This window comes from Streptomyces violaceusniger Tu 4113, assembly GCF_000147815.2.
Taxonomy (GTDB): domain Bacteria; phylum Actinomycetota; class Actinomycetes; order Streptomycetales; family Streptomycetaceae; genus Streptomyces; species Streptomyces violaceusniger_A.
The window spans coordinates 1,915,691-1,931,183 of sequence record NC_015957.1; the positions used below are offsets into that span (position 1 = coordinate 1,915,691).

The following is a 15,493-nucleotide window of genomic DNA, read 5'->3' on the forward strand; positions in this document are numbered from 1 at the left end:
CGGGGACGCTCCCACCCCTCACCGACAGGCACCGCCGACAGCGGCGCCGACCTGGGCAATCGACCTGTCCCGGAATGCGGCATGCCCATAACATTGCCGGACGTTTACCAGGAGGGGAGACCACCGATGTCCAGCGCCATGCCCGGCCCGCCGCAGGATCCGTACGACCCCCAGGCCAATCCCTACGCCACGCCCCCGCCACCGGCCCAGCCACCGCAGTACCCCGGAGCCGGCTACCCCGCCGCGCCGCCCGTCCACCCGGGGGCGGCCGGGATGCCGATGCGGCTGAACAACGGCATGGGCACGGCCGCGCTGGTGTGCGGCATCGTCGGCCTGGTCTGCGGAATCACCTACTTCCTGTGGGTCTTCGCGGTCATCCTCGGCATCCTGGCGATCATCTTCGGCGCCATAGGCAAGGGGAAGGTCGGCCGAGGTCAGGCGAACAACGGAGGCTCGGCCACCGCCGGTCTGGTCTGCGGAATCATCGGCATGGTGCTCCCGATGATCTACGTCGCGGCGGTGGACGCCGCCATCGACTCCATCTTCTAGACCGGCGCTCCGGACCAATCATCCGGACCGGCATCCACACCGACATCAGCCGGGCATCCGGCCCGGCTGTCCAAACCGTCGGTCCGGACCGGGATCCGGCGCGGAAACGGTGACGCCGGGGCCGCTCTGATCACTGAATCCGTCGCGAAATCAAAAAGCAACAACGGAATCCCTTGTTGAAGCGAAGGCTCTCTGTCAGGATCAGCCTTCAATTCCGGTTGGAGCTACGCCGCGCCTCGTTGGGGCGGACCGGCGGAGGAGAGCGCGATGGATCAGCGGTTCGACGTGACGGAGCGGTTCGCCGACGGTGCCCAGTACATCGCGGGCCGCCTGCGCCAGGGCGGCTCCGAGAGCACGCATCAGGTCGTCGACCCGGCCACCGGCGAGCAGGTGTTCAGCTACCGGCTCGCCGGTGCGGCCGATGTCGACGCCGCCGTGGCCGCGGCCGAGGCCGCCTTCCCCGAATGGGCGGGCGCCACCCCCGGCGAGCGGTCCGACGCGCTGCACCGCTTCGCCGCGGTGCTCACCGAGCGGGCGGACGACCTCGCCTGTGCCGAGTCGCTGCAGTGCGGCAAGCCCATCAAGCTCAGCACCGAGTTCGATGTGCCCGGCTCCATCGACAACACCTCCTTCTTCGCGGGCGCCGCCCGCCAGTTGGAGGGCAAGGCCGCCGGCGAGTACAGCGGCGACCACACCTCGTACATCCGCCGCGAGCCCATTGGGGTCATCGGCTCCATCGCCCCCTGGAACTACCCCCTCCAGATGGCGGCCTGGAAGGTCCTCCCGGCCATCGCCGCGGGCAACACCATCGTGCTGAAGCCCGCCGAACTGACGCCCCTGACCTCGCTGATGTTCGCGCAGGCGGCCACGGAGGCGGGCCTCCCGGACGGCGTCGTCAACGTGGTGAGCGGCACCGGCCCGGAGGCGGGCGAGTGGCTGGTCTCCCACCCCGCGGTGGCGATGACCTCCTTCACCGGATCGACGGCGGTCGGCAAGCGCGTCGCCGAACTCGCCACCTCCACCGTCAAGCGGATCCATCTCGAACTCGGCGGTAAGGCGCCCTTCGTCGTCTTCGACGACGCGGACCTGGAGGCCGCCGCGCACGGCGCCGTCGCGGGCGCCCTGATCAACAGCGGACAGGACTGCACCGCGGCCACCCGCGCGTATGTCCAGCGCCCGCTGTACGACGCGTTCGTCGCCGCCGTCGCCGATCTCATGGCGTCCGTACGGCTCGGCGACCCCTTCGATCCGCACACCGACCTCGGCCCGCTGGTCTCCCACGCCCAGCGCGACCGCGTGGCGGGCTTCGTGGACCGGGCCCGCGGCTACGCCACCGTCGTCACCGGCGGCGACGCCCCGGGCGGCGACCTCGCCAAGGGCGCCTACTACCGGCCCACGCTCATCACCGGCGCGCCCCAGGACAGCGAGATCGTCCAGTCCGAGATCTTCGGCCCGGTCCTGGCGGTCCTCCCCTTCGACGGCGACGACGAGGGGATCGCATTCGCCAACGACACCCCTTACGGTCTCGCCGCCTCCGCCTGGAGCCGCGATGTCTATCGGACGGGCCGCGCCTCCCGCGAGCTCCGGGCGGGTTGCGTCTGGATCAACGACCACATCCCGATCATCAGCGAGATGCCACACGGCGGTGTGCGGGCGTCCGGCTTCGGCAAGGACATGTCGGCGTACTCCTTCGAGGAGTACACGCAGGTCAAGCACGTGATGTTCGACAACACCGCAGTGGTCCGCAAGGACTGGCACCGCACGGTCTTCGGAGATCGACAGACCTGACCGACAGACCTGAATGTGCGGCCACCTCCGCGTGGCCTCGGCCGGCCGCCACCGGCCGACACCCTCGAAAGGCACAGCTTATGGAAGCACGGCACGAGTCCGAGAGCCTCTCCCCACCGCAGATCGCCGCGATACGGCGCTCCATGACCAGCGGCCGGATGGCGCTCACCCGCCGCTCCCTGCTGCGTGCGGGAGGCGCCGGGGCCATCGCCGTCGGCGGGCTCGGGGCGCTCGGCGGCTGCGGTATCCCGCCCGCGGGGCGCACCGACGCGAACAACGCCTCCGATGACCACTCCGACGAGGAGAAGAAGGTCAACTTCTCCAACTGGTCGGAGTACATGGACATCAGCGAGGACAAGAAGCGCCACCCCACCCTGGACGAGTTCCAGCGGCGTACCGGTATCGCGGTGAAGTACACCGAGGACATCAACGACAACGTCGAGTTCTTCGGGAAGATCAAGCCGCAGCTCGCCGCGGGCCAGAGCATCGGCCGTGACCTCATCTGCGTCACCGACTGGCTGGCCGCCCGCATGATCAGGCTCGGCTGGATGCAGAAGCTGGACTCGGCCAACCTGCCGCATGCCTACGCCAACCTGGCCGAGGGCTTCCGCACCCCCGACTGGGACCCGGGCCGCTCCTACTCCTACCCCTGGACCGGCATCCCCGCCGTCATCGCGTACAACAAGAAGGCCACCGGCGGCCGTAAGGTCACCTCCATCACGCAGCTCCTGGAGGACCCGAAGCTCAAGGGCCGGGTCGGCATGCTGACCGAGATGCGCGACACCGTCGGGCTGACCCTGCTCGACATGGGCAAGCGGCCGGAGGACGTCACCGCCGACGACTATGACGCCGCCCTCGCCCGCATTCAGAAGGCCGTCGACCGCGGGCAGATCCGCCGGTTCACCGGGGGTGAGTACACCGGCGACCTCGGCCAGGGCGACCTGGCGGCGTGCGTGGCCTGGGCGGGCGACCTCGTCCAGCTCCAACTGGACAAGCCCCAGGTGGAGTTCGCCGTCCCGGACGCGGGCTTTATGACCTCCACCGACAATCTGCTGGTTCCGAACAAGGCGCGCCACAAGAAGAACGCGGAGCGGCTCATCGACTACTACTACGAGCCCAAGAACGCCGCGAAGGTCGCCGCCTTCATCAACTACCAATGTCCGGTCGACGGGGTCCGCGATGAGCTGGCGAAGATCGACAAGGACCTGGCGGAGAACCCGCTGATCATCCCCGACGAGGAGATGACCGCCAAGTCTCATGCCTTCCGCTCGCTGTCGAGCGAGGAAGAGACAGCCTTCGAGGAAAAGTTCACCAAGCTCACCGGCGCCTGATAGACGAGGGAAGCCACCCCATGACCGACCCCAGTGCCACCCCGGCCTCCGGCGGCGACGTCCGTCTCACCGGGATCAGCAAGACCTACGGGTCCTTCACCGCCGTCCAGCCGCTCGATCTGTACGTGCCCGCCGGTTCCTTTTTCGCCCTGCTCGGCGCCTCCGGCTGCGGCAAGACCACCACGTTGCGCATGATCGCGGGACTGGAGGAGCCCACCAGCGGCATCGTCCGGCTCGCCGATGAGGACATCACCGCCCTCCCGCCCCACAAGCGGCCCGTCAACACGGTCTTCCAGAGCTATGCCCTCTTCCCGCACCTGGACATATTCGAGAACGTCGCCTTCGGACTGCGCCGGCGCGGCGTCAAGTCGGTGAAGAAGCAGGTCGAGGAGATGCTGGAGCTGGTCCAGCTCGGCGACTTCGCCCGCCGCAGGCCGCAGCAGCTCTCCGGCGGCCAGCAGCAGCGCGTCGCCGTCGCCCGTGCCCTGATCAACCACCCGCGGGTGCTGCTGCTCGACGAACCGCTGGGCGCGCTCGACCTCAAGCTGCGCCGTCAGATGCAGCTTGAGCTCAAGCGCATCCAGACCGAGGTCGGCATCACCTTCATCCATGTCACCCACGACCAGGAGGAGGCCATGACCATGGCCGACACGGTCGCGGTGATGAACGGCGGCCGGGTCGAACAGCGCGGCGCCCCCGCCGACCTCTACGAGAACCCCGGCACCACCTTCGTCGCCAACTTCCTCGGCACCTCCAACCTCATCGAGGCCGAGATCACCGACAAGAGCGGCGGCGACCTCGTCCTCGCCGCCGCCGGCGGCAAGCTCTCACTGCCCGCCGACCGATGTAGCGCTCCCGTCCGCACGGGAGGGAAGCTGCTGGTAGGGGTCCGTCCCGAGAAGATCACCCTGACCCACGCCGAGGACGCCGGGACCATCCCCGACGGGCGCAACCGGATCACCGGGCGGATCGCCGACTCCAGCTTCATCGGCGTCTCCACCCAGTACCTCATCACCACCCCGGACTGCCCCGAGATCACCGTCTACGAGCAGAACATCGAGCGCGACGCCCGGCTCGTCCCCGGCGCCGAGGTCGTCCTGCACTGGAACCCCGCCCACACCTTCGGCCTCGACGCGACCCAGGACATCGACGCCGGTACGGAGCTGGACGAGGAGGCCCCATGAGCGTGTCCCGGCGCGCTGCGCGGGCTGGACTGAGGAGCCGCGCAGCGACGAAGGAGCGAGCAGTGACGAGGGAAGCCCGCGCGTTGGAGCGCGCCGGGACTGAGCGGGGAGAGGGGAGCGCGACGGCGACTCCCGACGCCCCGCCGGACGCCGCCGGGCCCGTACCCGAGCCCGTACAGAAGCCGCCCCTCCTCAAGCCCGCCGTCCGCAAGCGGCTGGTGCCCTACTGGCTGCTGCTCCCCGGCATCCTCTGGCTGCTGATCTTCTTCGCCGCGCCGCTGATCTACCAGGCGTCGACCTCCGTCCAGACCGGCTCCCTCGACGAGGGCTTCAAGGTCACCTGGCACTTCCAGACCTACTGGGACGCGCTGAGCGAGTACTACCCGCAGTTCCTGCGCTCGGTGCTCTACTCCGCCACCGCCACCGTGATGTGCCTGGTGCTCGGCTATCCGCTCGCGTATCTCATCGCCTTCCGGGCGGGCCGCTGGCGCAATCTGGTGATGATCCTGGTCATCGCGCCGTTCTTCACCAGCTTCCTGATCCGCACCCTCGCCTGGAAGACGATCCTGTCCGACGGCGGCCCGGTGGTGGGCGCGCTCAACTCGCTGCACATCCTGGACGTCACCAGCTATCTGGGGATCACCGAGGGACAGCGGGTGCTGGCCACCCCGCTCGCGGTGGTCTGCGGGCTGACGTACAACTTCCTGCCCTTCATGATCCTCCCGCTCTACACCTCCCTGGAGCGCATCGACCCCCAGCTCCACGAGGCCGCGGGCGACCTCTACGCCCGGCCCGTCACCACCTTCCGGAAGGTGACCTTCCCCCTGTCCATGCCGGGGGTCGTCGCGGGCACGCTGCTCACCTTCATCCCCGCCACGGGCGACTACATCAACGCCGAACTGCTCGGCTCCGCCGACCAGAAGATGGTCGGCAACGTCATCCAGTCGCAGTTCCTGCGGGTCCTGGACTATCCGACGGCGGCGGCGCTGTCCTTCATCCTCATGGCGGCCATCCTGACGATGGTCACCATCTACATCCGCAAGTCCGGGACGGAGGACCTGGTGTGACGGCCCTGACGCGCTGGATACGGCGGAACCTGGTGGTCATCGCGGGGCTCGGCACCCTCGCGTATCTGATCCTGCCCAACGTCGTCGTCCTGGTCTTCTCCTTCAACAAGCCCAACGGGCGCTTCAACTACGAATGGCAGCGGTTCTCCACCGAGGCCTGGACCGATCCGTGCGGCGTCGCCGACATGTGCGGCTCGCTCTCGCTCAGCCTGAAGCTCGCGGTATGGGCGACGATCGGCGCGACCCTCCTCGGCACGCTGATCGCCTTCGCACTGGCCCGCTACCGCTTCCGGGCCCGCTCCGCGGTCAACAGCCTGATCTTCCTGCCGATGGCCATGCCCGAGGTCGTCATGGCCGCCTCGCTGGCCACCCTCTTCCTCAACATGGGCGTGGACTTCGGCTTCTGGACGATCCTCATCGCCCACATCATGTTCTGCCTGAGCTTTGTCGTGACGGCCGTCAAGGCGCGGGTGATGTCCATGGACCCCCGGCTGGAACAGGCCGCCCAGGACCTCTACGCCTCCCCGGCGCAGACCTTTGTGCGCGTCACCCTGCCGATCGCCGCGCCCGGTATAGCCGCCGGCGCGCTGCTGTCCTTCGCGCTCTCCTTCGACGACTTCATCATCACCAACTTCAACGCCGGTTCGACCGTGACCTTCCCCATGTTCGTCTGGGGATCCGCACAGCGCGGCACGCCCGTGCAGATCAATGTGATCGGAACGGCGATGTTCGCCGTCGCGGTGCTGTGCGTTCTCGCCGGCCAACTGGCCGGCGCCCGCCGCAAGAGGAGCTGAAAACCATGGCCACGGACGCCATGACCCGCTCACCCGGGGGCGACAGCGCGCCCGGCCCGTCCGCCCTCAAAGCCCTGGCCGACGCCGCGTACCGGCCGTACTGGCTGGACGACCCCGGCAGGCCCCGCCCCCGCCCCGCCCTGGTCGGGGAGGAGCGCTGCGATCTGCTCGTCGTCGGCGGCGGCTACAGCGGACTGTGGACCGCCCTGATCGCCAAGGAGCGCGACCCCGACCGCGAGGTGGTCTTGGTCGAGGGCCAGGAGATCGGCTGGGCCGCGTCCGGACGCAACGGCGGCTTCTGCGCCGCCTCCCTCACCCACGGCCTCGGCAACGGCGCGGCCCGCTGGCCCGATGAGCTGGCCGAACTCGAGCGGCTCGGCCACCGCAACCTCGACGCCATCGAATCCGCCGTCGAGCGCTACGGCATCGACTGCGACTTCGAACGCACCGGCGAGATCGATGTGGCCACCGCGCCCCACCAGGTCGAGGAGTTGCGCGAAACCGTCGAACAGGCCGGTGCCCTCGGCCTCGAGCCGCCGGAGTTCCTCGACCGCGACGCGGTGCGCGCCGAGGTCGACTCGCCCACCTTTCTGGCCGGGCTGTGGGACCGCCGGGGCGTGGCCATGGTCCACCCCGCCCGGCTCGCCTGGGGCCTGGCACGGGCCTGCGCCGAGCTGGGCGTACGGATCTACGAGCACACCCCGGCCGAACGGCTGGCGAGCAGCGGGGCGGCGATGGCCGTCCGCACCCCCTACGGGCGGGTCCGCGCCCGCCAGGTGGCGCTCGCTACCAACGCCTTCCCCGCCCTGGTGCGCCGCGTCCGCCCGTTCATCGCCCCGGTCTACGACCATGCGCTGATGACCGAACCGCTCACCGAGGAGCAGCTCGAGGCGATCGGCTGGCAGCGCAGGCAGGGACTCAGCGACACCGCCAACCACTTCCACTACTTCCGGCTCACCGCCGACCGGCGCATCCTGTGGGGCGGCTACGACATCGTCTACCGCTACGGCGGACGGGTGCGCGCCGAATACGATCACCACCCCGCCACCTACCGCACCCTCGCCCAGCACTTCTTCCAGTGCTTCCCGCAACTGGAGGGCGTGCGCTTCAGCCATGCCTGGGGCGGCGCCATCGACACCTGCTCGCGCTTCTCCGCGTTCTTCGGCAGCGCGCACGGGGGGAGGGTGGCGTACGCGCTCGGCTATACGGGCCTGGGGGTCGGGGCGACCCGCTTCGGCGCCGAGGTGATGCTCGATCTGCTCGCCGGTGAGCGCACCGAACGCACCCGCCTGGAGATGGTCCGCAGCAAGCCCCTGCCCTTCCCGCCGGAGCCGGTGCGCTGGGCGGGCATCGGCATCACCCAGTGGTCCATGACCCGGGCCGACGAGAACGGCGGGCGCCGCAATCTGTGGCTGAAGGCCATGGACAAGGTGGGGCTGGGGTTCGACAGCTGAGCTGAGCCGGGCTGCCGTTGCCCTGGGCCCGTTCCGCGTGGCCTGGGGCAACCGCGGCGCGCTTTCAGCTAGCGGCCGGGGCTCGACCGGCTCAAACCGTCACCCTGGCTGCTCCGGCTGAGCCGGAGCATCGCCCACAGCAGCAGACCGGACAGACACCAGCTCGCGACCGTGTCCAGCGGCCAGTGGTAGCCGCGCCGGACCAGCCCGACGGCCACGGCGAGGTTCAGTACGGCGACGGCCACCAGAAGGGGCCGCCGGAGCCGCGGGCGCAGGAGAGGGTGGAGGAGCAGCGCCGCCGCGCCATAGGCGACGGCGGCCGTCGCGGCATGGCCGGAGGGGAAGAATCCGGTCTCGCCCGCCAGCGGACCCGGCGGGCCGGGGCGGTCGATCAGCGCCTTGAACGGAACCACCAGCGCCGGAACCGCCGCCATCGCCACCGCGGCGGCCAGCGGCGGCAGCCACCAGCGCGGCTCTCCCGCGCGCCGGGCGCACCACGCCGTCCAGCCTAGGGCGACGGCGAGAACGGGAACCGCCACCGCCGTATTGCCGAGGTCGGCGAGGAACTCGGCGACGGGGGAGGGGAACGCCGAGCCGGCGATCGCGCGGCCGAGCCGTTCGTCGTAGGTCCGCAGGGGGCCATGGGCGGCGATCTGCCAGGTGCACAGCGCGAGCAGTGCGATCAGTGCGAGGGGTGTGAGGAGCGTGCGGGGCGCGAAGAACGGCGCCCGGGGCGCGGAAGGGGAGTGAACAGTCGGCAGCCCCGGAACAGGGGGGGTAGTTCCGGGGCTGCCGTGGCGACCGGTGTGCCGCACGCCCCGGGGGGTTTGGGGCGGGCGGCCGTCCGATCGGTGAGGAGATCCGGAGCCGGAGGCTCCAGTGGTGTGCGCGAGGGCACAGCCGGGTCGGGGCTGGGGAAGCACCGGCTCGGCATCGCCCGCAGTCCCCTGCGAGCGGGGTGTTTCTCTCATCTGGAATGACCGTACGGCAGCGAAGCCCCGCCCGACAGGCCGATCACCCACCTGTCATCGGCCCCGCACATCTTCTTCACTCCACCCATCGATTACCCACAGTCACAGCTCGGCGAAGGCGCTCTCGAGGACGTCGAGACCCTCGTTCAGAAGGTCCTCGCCGATCACCAGCGGCGGCAGGAAACGCAGCACATTGCCGTAGGTTCCGCAGGTCAGCACCAGCAGCCCGGCCGAGTGGCACGCCTTGGCGACGGCGGCCGTGGCCTCGGGGGCGGGGTCCTTGGTGCCGGACTTCACCAGTTCGATGGCGATCATGGCGCCGCGGCCGCGGAGGTCGCCGATGATGTCGTACTTCTCCTGCATCGCGGCGAGGCGGCCCTTCATGACCTCCTCGATGCGCTTGGCCTTGGCGTTGAGATCCAGCTCGCGCATCGTCTCGATCGCGCCGAGCGCCGCCGCGCACGCCACCGGGTTTCCGCCGTAGGTGCCGCCGAGGCCGCCGGAGTGCGCCGCGTCCATGATCTCCGCGCGGCCGGTGACGGCGGCGAGCGGCAGACCGCCCGCGATGCCCTTGGCGGTGGTGATCAGGTCCGGGACGATGCCCTCGTCCTCACAGGCAAACCACTGGCCGGTGCGGCAGAAGCCGGACTGGATCTCGTCCGCGACGAAGACGATGCCGTTGGCCTTGGCGAACTCCGCGATCCTGGGCAGGAAGCCCTTGGCGGGCTCGATGAAGCCGCCCTCGCCGAGGACCGGCTCGATGATGATCGCGGCCACGTTCTCCGCCCCGATCTGCTTGCTGATCATGTCGATGGCCTGGGCCGCGGCCTCCTCGGCGCAGTTCTCCGGGCCGGTCGGCCAGCGGTAGGGGTAGGCGAGCGGAACACGGTGGATCTCGGGCGCGAAGGGGCCGAAGCCCTGCTTGTACGGCATGTTCTTGGCGGTGAGCGCCATGGTGAGGTTGGTCCGGCCGTGGTAGCCGTGGTCGAAAACGACGACCGCCTGGCGCTTGGTGTACGAACGGGCGATCTTCACCGCGTTCTCCACCGCCTCGGCGCCCGAGTTGAACAGCGCCGACTTCTTGGCGTGGTCGCCGGGCGTGAGCCGGGCCAGCTCCTCGCAGACCTCCACATAGCCCTCGTACGGCGTGACCATGAAACAGGTGTGCGTGAAGTCCGCCAGCTGCGCGGACGCCCGGCGCACGACGGCCTCCGCGGAGGAGCCGACGGAGGTCACGGCGATACCGGAACCGAAGTCGATCAGCGAGTTGCCGTCCACGTCCTCGATCACACCGCCGCCCGCACGCACGGTGAAGACCGGCAGCACACTCCCCACCCCGCCGGCGACCGCAGCGTTCTTACGGGCGAGCAGCTCCTGCGACTTCGGGCCGGGAATGGCGGTGACGACGCGACGCTCCTGGGGGAGGGACGGGCCTCCGGACAGTTCGGTCATGAGGGGCTCCAGGGGAAAGAACAGCGGTTTTAGTCGCAGGCTAGGGGCGCGGCGGCGGATGAGGCATGTTCCGTTCGGGAGCACTGCGCGTGTTGCCTTGTCCGCGACGGCCATAGCCCGGCGGCCGCCTTACGGATCCGGCGGCGACTTTACGGACCCGGTGACCGTTTACGGATCCGGTGACCGCTTTACGGATCCAGTGACCGCTTTAGGGACCCCGCGAGTGAGACGGCACCGCCCGGGTCGCTGAACTCCCCGCGCGGGAACACTAGATTGAGCGATGGCGCGAAAGCCGAGGAACAGCCGGTCAGGGGGCAAGGGGCAGCACATGGACACCGAGGGCACGTTCGACCCACGCAGCACACGCCACAACCCGCTCCCACCCCCGCCCCCGCAATCCCCGCCCTCGGCAACCTCAGAAGTCCGGCCGCAGCCGCCGCGCGAGCCGGAGCACCCGCGCGCGTCAGCGGAACAGCCCTCCACGCCGCGGCTCGCGGCGGACGCTCCATCACAGGGCTCAGGTGGACCGTGGCACCCAAACGGCAGGGACACGCCTCCTCCGGAGACCGGCCCGTCACCAGCAGCCTGGCCGCCCGTCGCCGCTCCCGGGACAGCCGCGAGCCCCCCGGCCGGGCCGCCGCCGATGCCGCGGACCGCGCCCCCGGCGGCCCCCGGCGCGGCCCCGGTCCCCGCTCAGGCCCCCGGCGCGGCCTCGGTCCCCGGGCCCGCGGCCCGCCCGTCCTTCGTCGCCTGGCTGCGCGCTCCGCGGTCCGAGGCGGCGCCGGGGGTGTGGACGTACGAGCACAAGCCGAAGGCGCCGGAGGAGCCGGATCGCATCCCAGGGCGGCGGCTGCTCAGCGGGGCACTGATCTCCCTGCTCTGCGGCTGGCTGGTCTGGTCGCTGCTCTGGAACGGGTACCTGGGCGGCTATTGGCTGTGGCCCATGTATCTGCTGACTCCGGACTCGTGGTACGAGCGCGGGGGCAACACACAGGCGGGCTGGTGGGCCCAGCGGATCTATATCGGCATTGCTCTCGCCTGCCTTGCCGTGATCTTCGGCCGCGTCGGCCACTGGTCCGAAGTCTGGCGCCGTTATGTCGCGCCCCTCTTCCGGCGGGCCTGGGATGAGCCCGCCCCGGAGGCGGCCGCCGCGGGGCGGCCCGAGGGGGATCCGCTGGAGTGGCCGCACTTGCGGGCCGCCGGGGCGCACAGTGCGGCTGATCGGTTGGCGGCGGACGCACGGGCGGGGGCCATGAATGACGTCGACCATGCCCGGATCGAGCGCGCCTGGCAGTCCGTGCGGGCCGGGAGGAACTCCCTCGGCTCGTTCACCGACACCGTGCTGCGCCACGGTGCCGCCTCGTACGGTCACCCGTCCGGGGCCCGGGATCTGCCCGCCAGGACGGCGCGGCACGATCTCCTCGCCCATCAGGTCCGCCTCGGCACCGCCGCCGACGACCCCCGCAACCCTTACCAGCACCGCGGCGTCGGGCTGGCCCTCGAGCCCGATGTGCTCGCCACCTCGCTGCTTGCCGTCGGGCCGCCCGGTTCGGGGAAGACGGGGCGGATGGTGCGGCCCGTCGTGGAGTCGCTGTGTCTGCAGGCGCTCGCCGGGCAGGTCGCCGTCGTGGCGGTCGGGGCGGCGGGGGCCGGGCTCGGGGCGGATGAGGCGTTCGACGTCGTCGTGAAGATCGGCCGGCCCGACTCCGGCTACGACTTCGACCTCTACGGCGGCACCACCGACCCCGACGAGGCCGCGGGCATCCTCGCCGAGGCCCTGATCGGCGACATGGCCGCCTCGCTGCCCGGCGGGGACAGCCGGCGCGCCGCCACCGCGCTGGCCCAGTTGCTCGGCCCCTACCGTGCCGCCCACGGCCGCTTCCCGTCCGTCCCGGATCTGCGGGAGCTGCTGGACGGTTCCAAGTCGGCCGTCAACGCGCTGCGCGCGGCGCTGGACGAGGCCGGGGAGCGGGCGCAGGCCCGTGAGCTGGAGGCGCGGGTCCGGCAGTCGGGTGCGCCCGGGGACGTGGGCACGCTGCTCGCGGACCGGATCGCGCTGCTGGACCGGCCCGCGTTCGCCGATTTCTTCGACACCACCGGCGACCGCCGCCCGTTCTCCCTCCGCGCCCTCGAACACCCCCTCCGGGTCCGTATCGATCTGCCCGAGCGCGGCCATGCGGAGGCGTCGCGGATGCTGGCGCGGCTGGTCCTGGCGCAGTTCACCGAGTGCGCCGTGGGCCGCGCCGACCGTTCGCTGTTCGCCTGTCTGGTTCTCGACGACGCCTCGCACACCATCACCCCCGAGGCCCTGCGCGGTATCCAGCGGCTCCGTTCCGCCCACGCGGGCGCCGTGCTCACCCTCCGCACCCTCGACGACGTCCCCGAGGCGCTGCGCAGCGCCCTGCTCGGCGCGGTCGGCTGCCGGATGGCCTGCGCCGGGGTGACGACCTGGGACGGGGCGCGGTTCGCGGAGGTGTGGGGGACGGAGTGGGTCGAGACGCGGGACATCACCGACCGGCAGATCATCGCCGAGGAACCGCTCACCAAGGTGCTGCACTTCATCCGTAAGGTCGTCACCGGCAAGGCGGTGACCACGCAGTCGGTGACCGTACGGACGGTGGAGCGCGAGCGCTGGTCCGCGTCCGAGCTGGCCCACGCGGTTCCCGCCGGGCATGCGGTGCTGTCCGTGACCTCCGTAAGGGGCGAGGGCGGGCCGCCGGTGCTGGTGGATCTCCGCGGGTGACCGACCGGTGCCCCAGGTGTTCCTCATTGCCGCAGTCAGCTGTTCTGCCGCGGTTGCCCCGCTCAACGTGACGGGGCAACCGCAGCGTCACGGCCAGACCGGTGGCCAAATCAGGCCGTCAATTCCCCGTATTCCTCCATTGAGGCAGAATCGGCAGTAGCCGTTCATACGGGGCGGTGAAGTCGTCGCGTTCGCATCGAAGGTGCCATGCCTCCCACGCTCGCCTCACTCGTCCGCCACCCCGGTCTCAAGCTGTCCGTGCTCGCGGGCGAGGACCGGCTGGAGACGCCCGTGCGCTGGGCACATGTCAGCGAGCTCGCCGACCCCGTGCCCTATCTGGAGGGCGGCGAGCTGCTCCTGGTCACCGCGATGCAGATCGAGGCCGAGGACCCGGATGAGATGAGCCGCTATGTGCGGCGGCTGGTGGGAGCGGGGGTGGTCGGGCTCGGCTTCGCGCTCGGCGTCAAGTACGCCGAGGTGCCGGCCGCGCTCGCCGCGGCGGCCAAGGAGGAGGGGCTGCCGCTGATCGGCGTGCCCCGCCCCACCCCCTTCATCGCGATCAGCAAGGCCGTCTCCGCGGCGATAGCCGCCGACCAGTACCGGGCCGTGACCGCCGGGTTCGAGGCGCAGCGCGAGCTGACCCGCGCCGCCATCGGCGCCGAGGGGCCCACCGCGCTGCTCGCCCGGCTCGCCGCCCATGTCGACGGCTGGGCCGCGCTCTACGACGTCTCCGGCTCCGTGGTCGCCGCCGCCCCCGACTGGGCCGCCCGCCGTGCCGCCCGGCTCACCGCCGACGTCGAGCGGCTGCGCTCCCGCCCCGGCCCCGCGAGCATCGTGGTCGGCGGGGGCGGCGAGGCCGGGGCCACGGGTGCGGAACCGGCCGAGGACACGGCCGCCGCCGACCGGGTGGAGCTCCAGTCCCTGGGCACCGGGCGCCGTACCACCCGTGGCGTACTCGCGGTCGGCACGGGCGCGCCGCTGGGCACCGCCGAGCGCTATGCCGTGCACTCCGCGGTGGCGCTGCTGACCCTGACCACCGAGCGTTCCCGCGCCCTGCGGGAGGCCGAGCAGCGGCTCGGCGCCGCCGTGCTGCGGATGCTGCTCGCGGGCGAGCCCGACCATGCGCGGGCGGTCGCCGGGCGGCTGTACGGCGGGCTGCTCGACGCGCCGTTCCGGATGCTGGTCGCCGAGGTGCCGTCCGGCGGCGCGGCCCAGCGGCCCCGCGCGGCCACGCCCGGAGCGGACGAGGCCCCTCCGGAGCCCTTCGCCGAAGCCACCACGACGGCCACGGGCGCGGCCGCGGGTGAAGCCGAGGCGGCCGACCCCCTCGCCACGCTCACCGACACCATGGAGGCGGCAGCGGCCCGCATCGGCGAGTCGGTGCTGGTGGTGCCCGACGGCGAACGGCTCATCGTGCTGGCCCCCGACGGCGGCGCGGCGGTCGCGGCATGCGCCGAGCACGCCCGGGCCGTCGAGAGCCGTCGCGGCACCAAGGCCCGCCCCCGCGACCGTACGGCCGCCACCGCGCCCCATGGCGACGAGCTCGTCATCGGGCTGTCCGCCCCCGCGGGCCCCATCGCCGCCGCTGCCGCCTACCGCCAGGCCGAGCAGGCGCTGTCGGTGGCGCGCCGCCGTGGCCGGATGCTGGTCGAGCATGAGCAGGTCGCGGCGGGTTCCGTGCTGCCCCTGCTCGCCGACGACGCCGTAAGGGCGTTCGCGGACGGCATGCTGCGTGCCCTGCACGAGCACGACGCCACCGGCCGGGGCGATCTGGTCGCCTCGCTGCGCGCCTGGCTCTCCCGGCACGGCCAGTGGGACGCGGCCGCCGCCGACCTCGGCGTCCACCGGCACACCCTGCGCTACCGGATGCGCCGCGTCGAGGAGATCCTGGGCCGCTCCCTGGACGACCCGGACGTCCGCATGGAGCTCTGGCTCGCCCTCAAGGCCACGGCCGCCGGTACCTCGGCCTGAGGCGGTACCTCGGCCTGAAGCGCGCATCTGCGCTACGAGCCGACCGCTACGAGCCGACCGCGTCCGCTTCGGTCAGCTCATTTCATTCCGGTCATCCTCCTCCCGATGTCCCCCGAGTCGGGCACGCCATAGCGGAGCGCCGACGGCCCCGACTGCTACGCCCCGGACAAACGCCGAGCGGGCCGGGCG

11 protein-coding genes are annotated in these 15,493 nt (G+C 71.4%); 9 read left to right on the plus strand and 2 right to left on the minus strand.

The features are described 5' to 3' along the window. Positions 1 to 126: 126 nt before the first annotated feature. The 7 genes from STRVI_RS08600 to STRVI_RS08630 all read left to right on the plus strand — a co-directional run bounded on the left by STRVI_RS08600 (position 127) and on the right by STRVI_RS08630 (position 8,167). Positions 127 to 549 (plus strand): DUF4190 domain-containing protein, encoded by a 423-nt coding sequence (locus STRVI_RS08600; RefSeq protein WP_014055241.1) that lies wholly within the window; start codon positions 127 to 129, stop codon positions 547 to 549. Positions 550 to 816: 267 nt separating this feature from the next. Then, positions 817 to 2,337 (plus strand): gamma-aminobutyraldehyde dehydrogenase, encoded by a 1,521-nt coding sequence (locus STRVI_RS08605; RefSeq protein WP_014055242.1) that lies wholly within the window; start codon positions 817 to 819, stop codon positions 2,335 to 2,337. Between the two features lie 80 nt (positions 2,338 to 2,417). Continuing rightward, a complete protein-coding gene (locus STRVI_RS08610) occupies positions 2,418 to 3,668 on the plus strand; it encodes a polyamine ABC transporter substrate-binding protein (RefSeq protein ID WP_014055243.1) in 1,251 nt (416 codons plus the stop codon). Between the two features lie 20 nt (positions 3,669 to 3,688). Further along, a complete protein-coding gene (locus tag STRVI_RS08615; RefSeq protein ID WP_014055244.1) occupies positions 3,689 to 4,852 on the plus strand; it encodes an ABC transporter ATP-binding protein in 1,164 nt (387 codons plus the stop codon). Further along, entirely contained in the window at positions 4,849 to 5,919 is a 1,071-nt protein-coding gene (locus tag STRVI_RS08620) for an ABC transporter permease (RefSeq protein ID WP_014055245.1), read from the plus strand. Before STRVI_RS08615 ends, STRVI_RS08620 begins: the two co-directional genes overlap by 4 nt. Then, positions 5,916 to 6,713: an ABC transporter permease gene (locus STRVI_RS08625; protein WP_014055246.1), complete on the plus strand. Its 798-nt coding sequence runs from the start codon at positions 5,916 to 5,918 to the stop codon at positions 6,711 to 6,713. The genes STRVI_RS08620 and STRVI_RS08625 overlap by 4 nt, the downstream gene beginning before the upstream one ends. A 5-nt stretch (positions 6,714 to 6,718) precedes the next feature. Then, positions 6,719 to 8,167, plus strand: coding sequence for an NAD(P)/FAD-dependent oxidoreductase (locus STRVI_RS08630; RefSeq protein ID WP_014055247.1), 1,449 nt, complete (start codon positions 6,719 to 6,721; stop codon positions 8,165 to 8,167). 68 nt (positions 8,168 to 8,235) lie between these two features. Here STRVI_RS08630 and STRVI_RS08635 read toward each other — a convergent pair whose 3' ends face one another. Both STRVI_RS08635 and gabT read right to left on the minus strand, forming a co-directional pair. Then, a complete protein-coding gene (locus STRVI_RS08635) occupies positions 8,236 to 8,982 on the minus strand; it encodes a phosphatase PAP2 family protein (RefSeq protein ID WP_014055248.1) in 747 nt (248 codons plus the stop codon). Between the two features lie 258 nt (positions 8,983 to 9,240). Beyond that, positions 9,241 to 10,590, minus strand: coding sequence for a 4-aminobutyrate--2-oxoglutarate transaminase (gene gabT / locus STRVI_RS08640; protein ID WP_043235606.1), 1,350 nt, complete (start codon positions 10,588 to 10,590; stop codon positions 9,241 to 9,243). A 643-nt stretch (positions 10,591 to 11,233) separates the two neighbouring features. Between gabT and STRVI_RS08645 the strand changes: the two genes are divergently transcribed. Together STRVI_RS08645 and STRVI_RS08650 are read left to right on the plus strand one after the other, a co-directional pair. Then, positions 11,234 to 13,333: an ATP-binding protein gene (locus tag STRVI_RS08645; protein WP_014055250.1), complete on the plus strand. Its 2,100-nt coding sequence runs from the start codon at positions 11,234 to 11,236 to the stop codon at positions 13,331 to 13,333. 207 nt (positions 13,334 to 13,540) lie between these two features. Beyond that, complete coding sequence (locus STRVI_RS08650; protein WP_014055251.1) at positions 13,541 to 15,304, plus strand: PucR family transcriptional regulator; 1,764 nt, start codon at positions 13,541 to 13,543, stop codon at positions 15,302 to 15,304. Positions 15,305 to 15,493 lie beyond the last annotated feature (189 nt).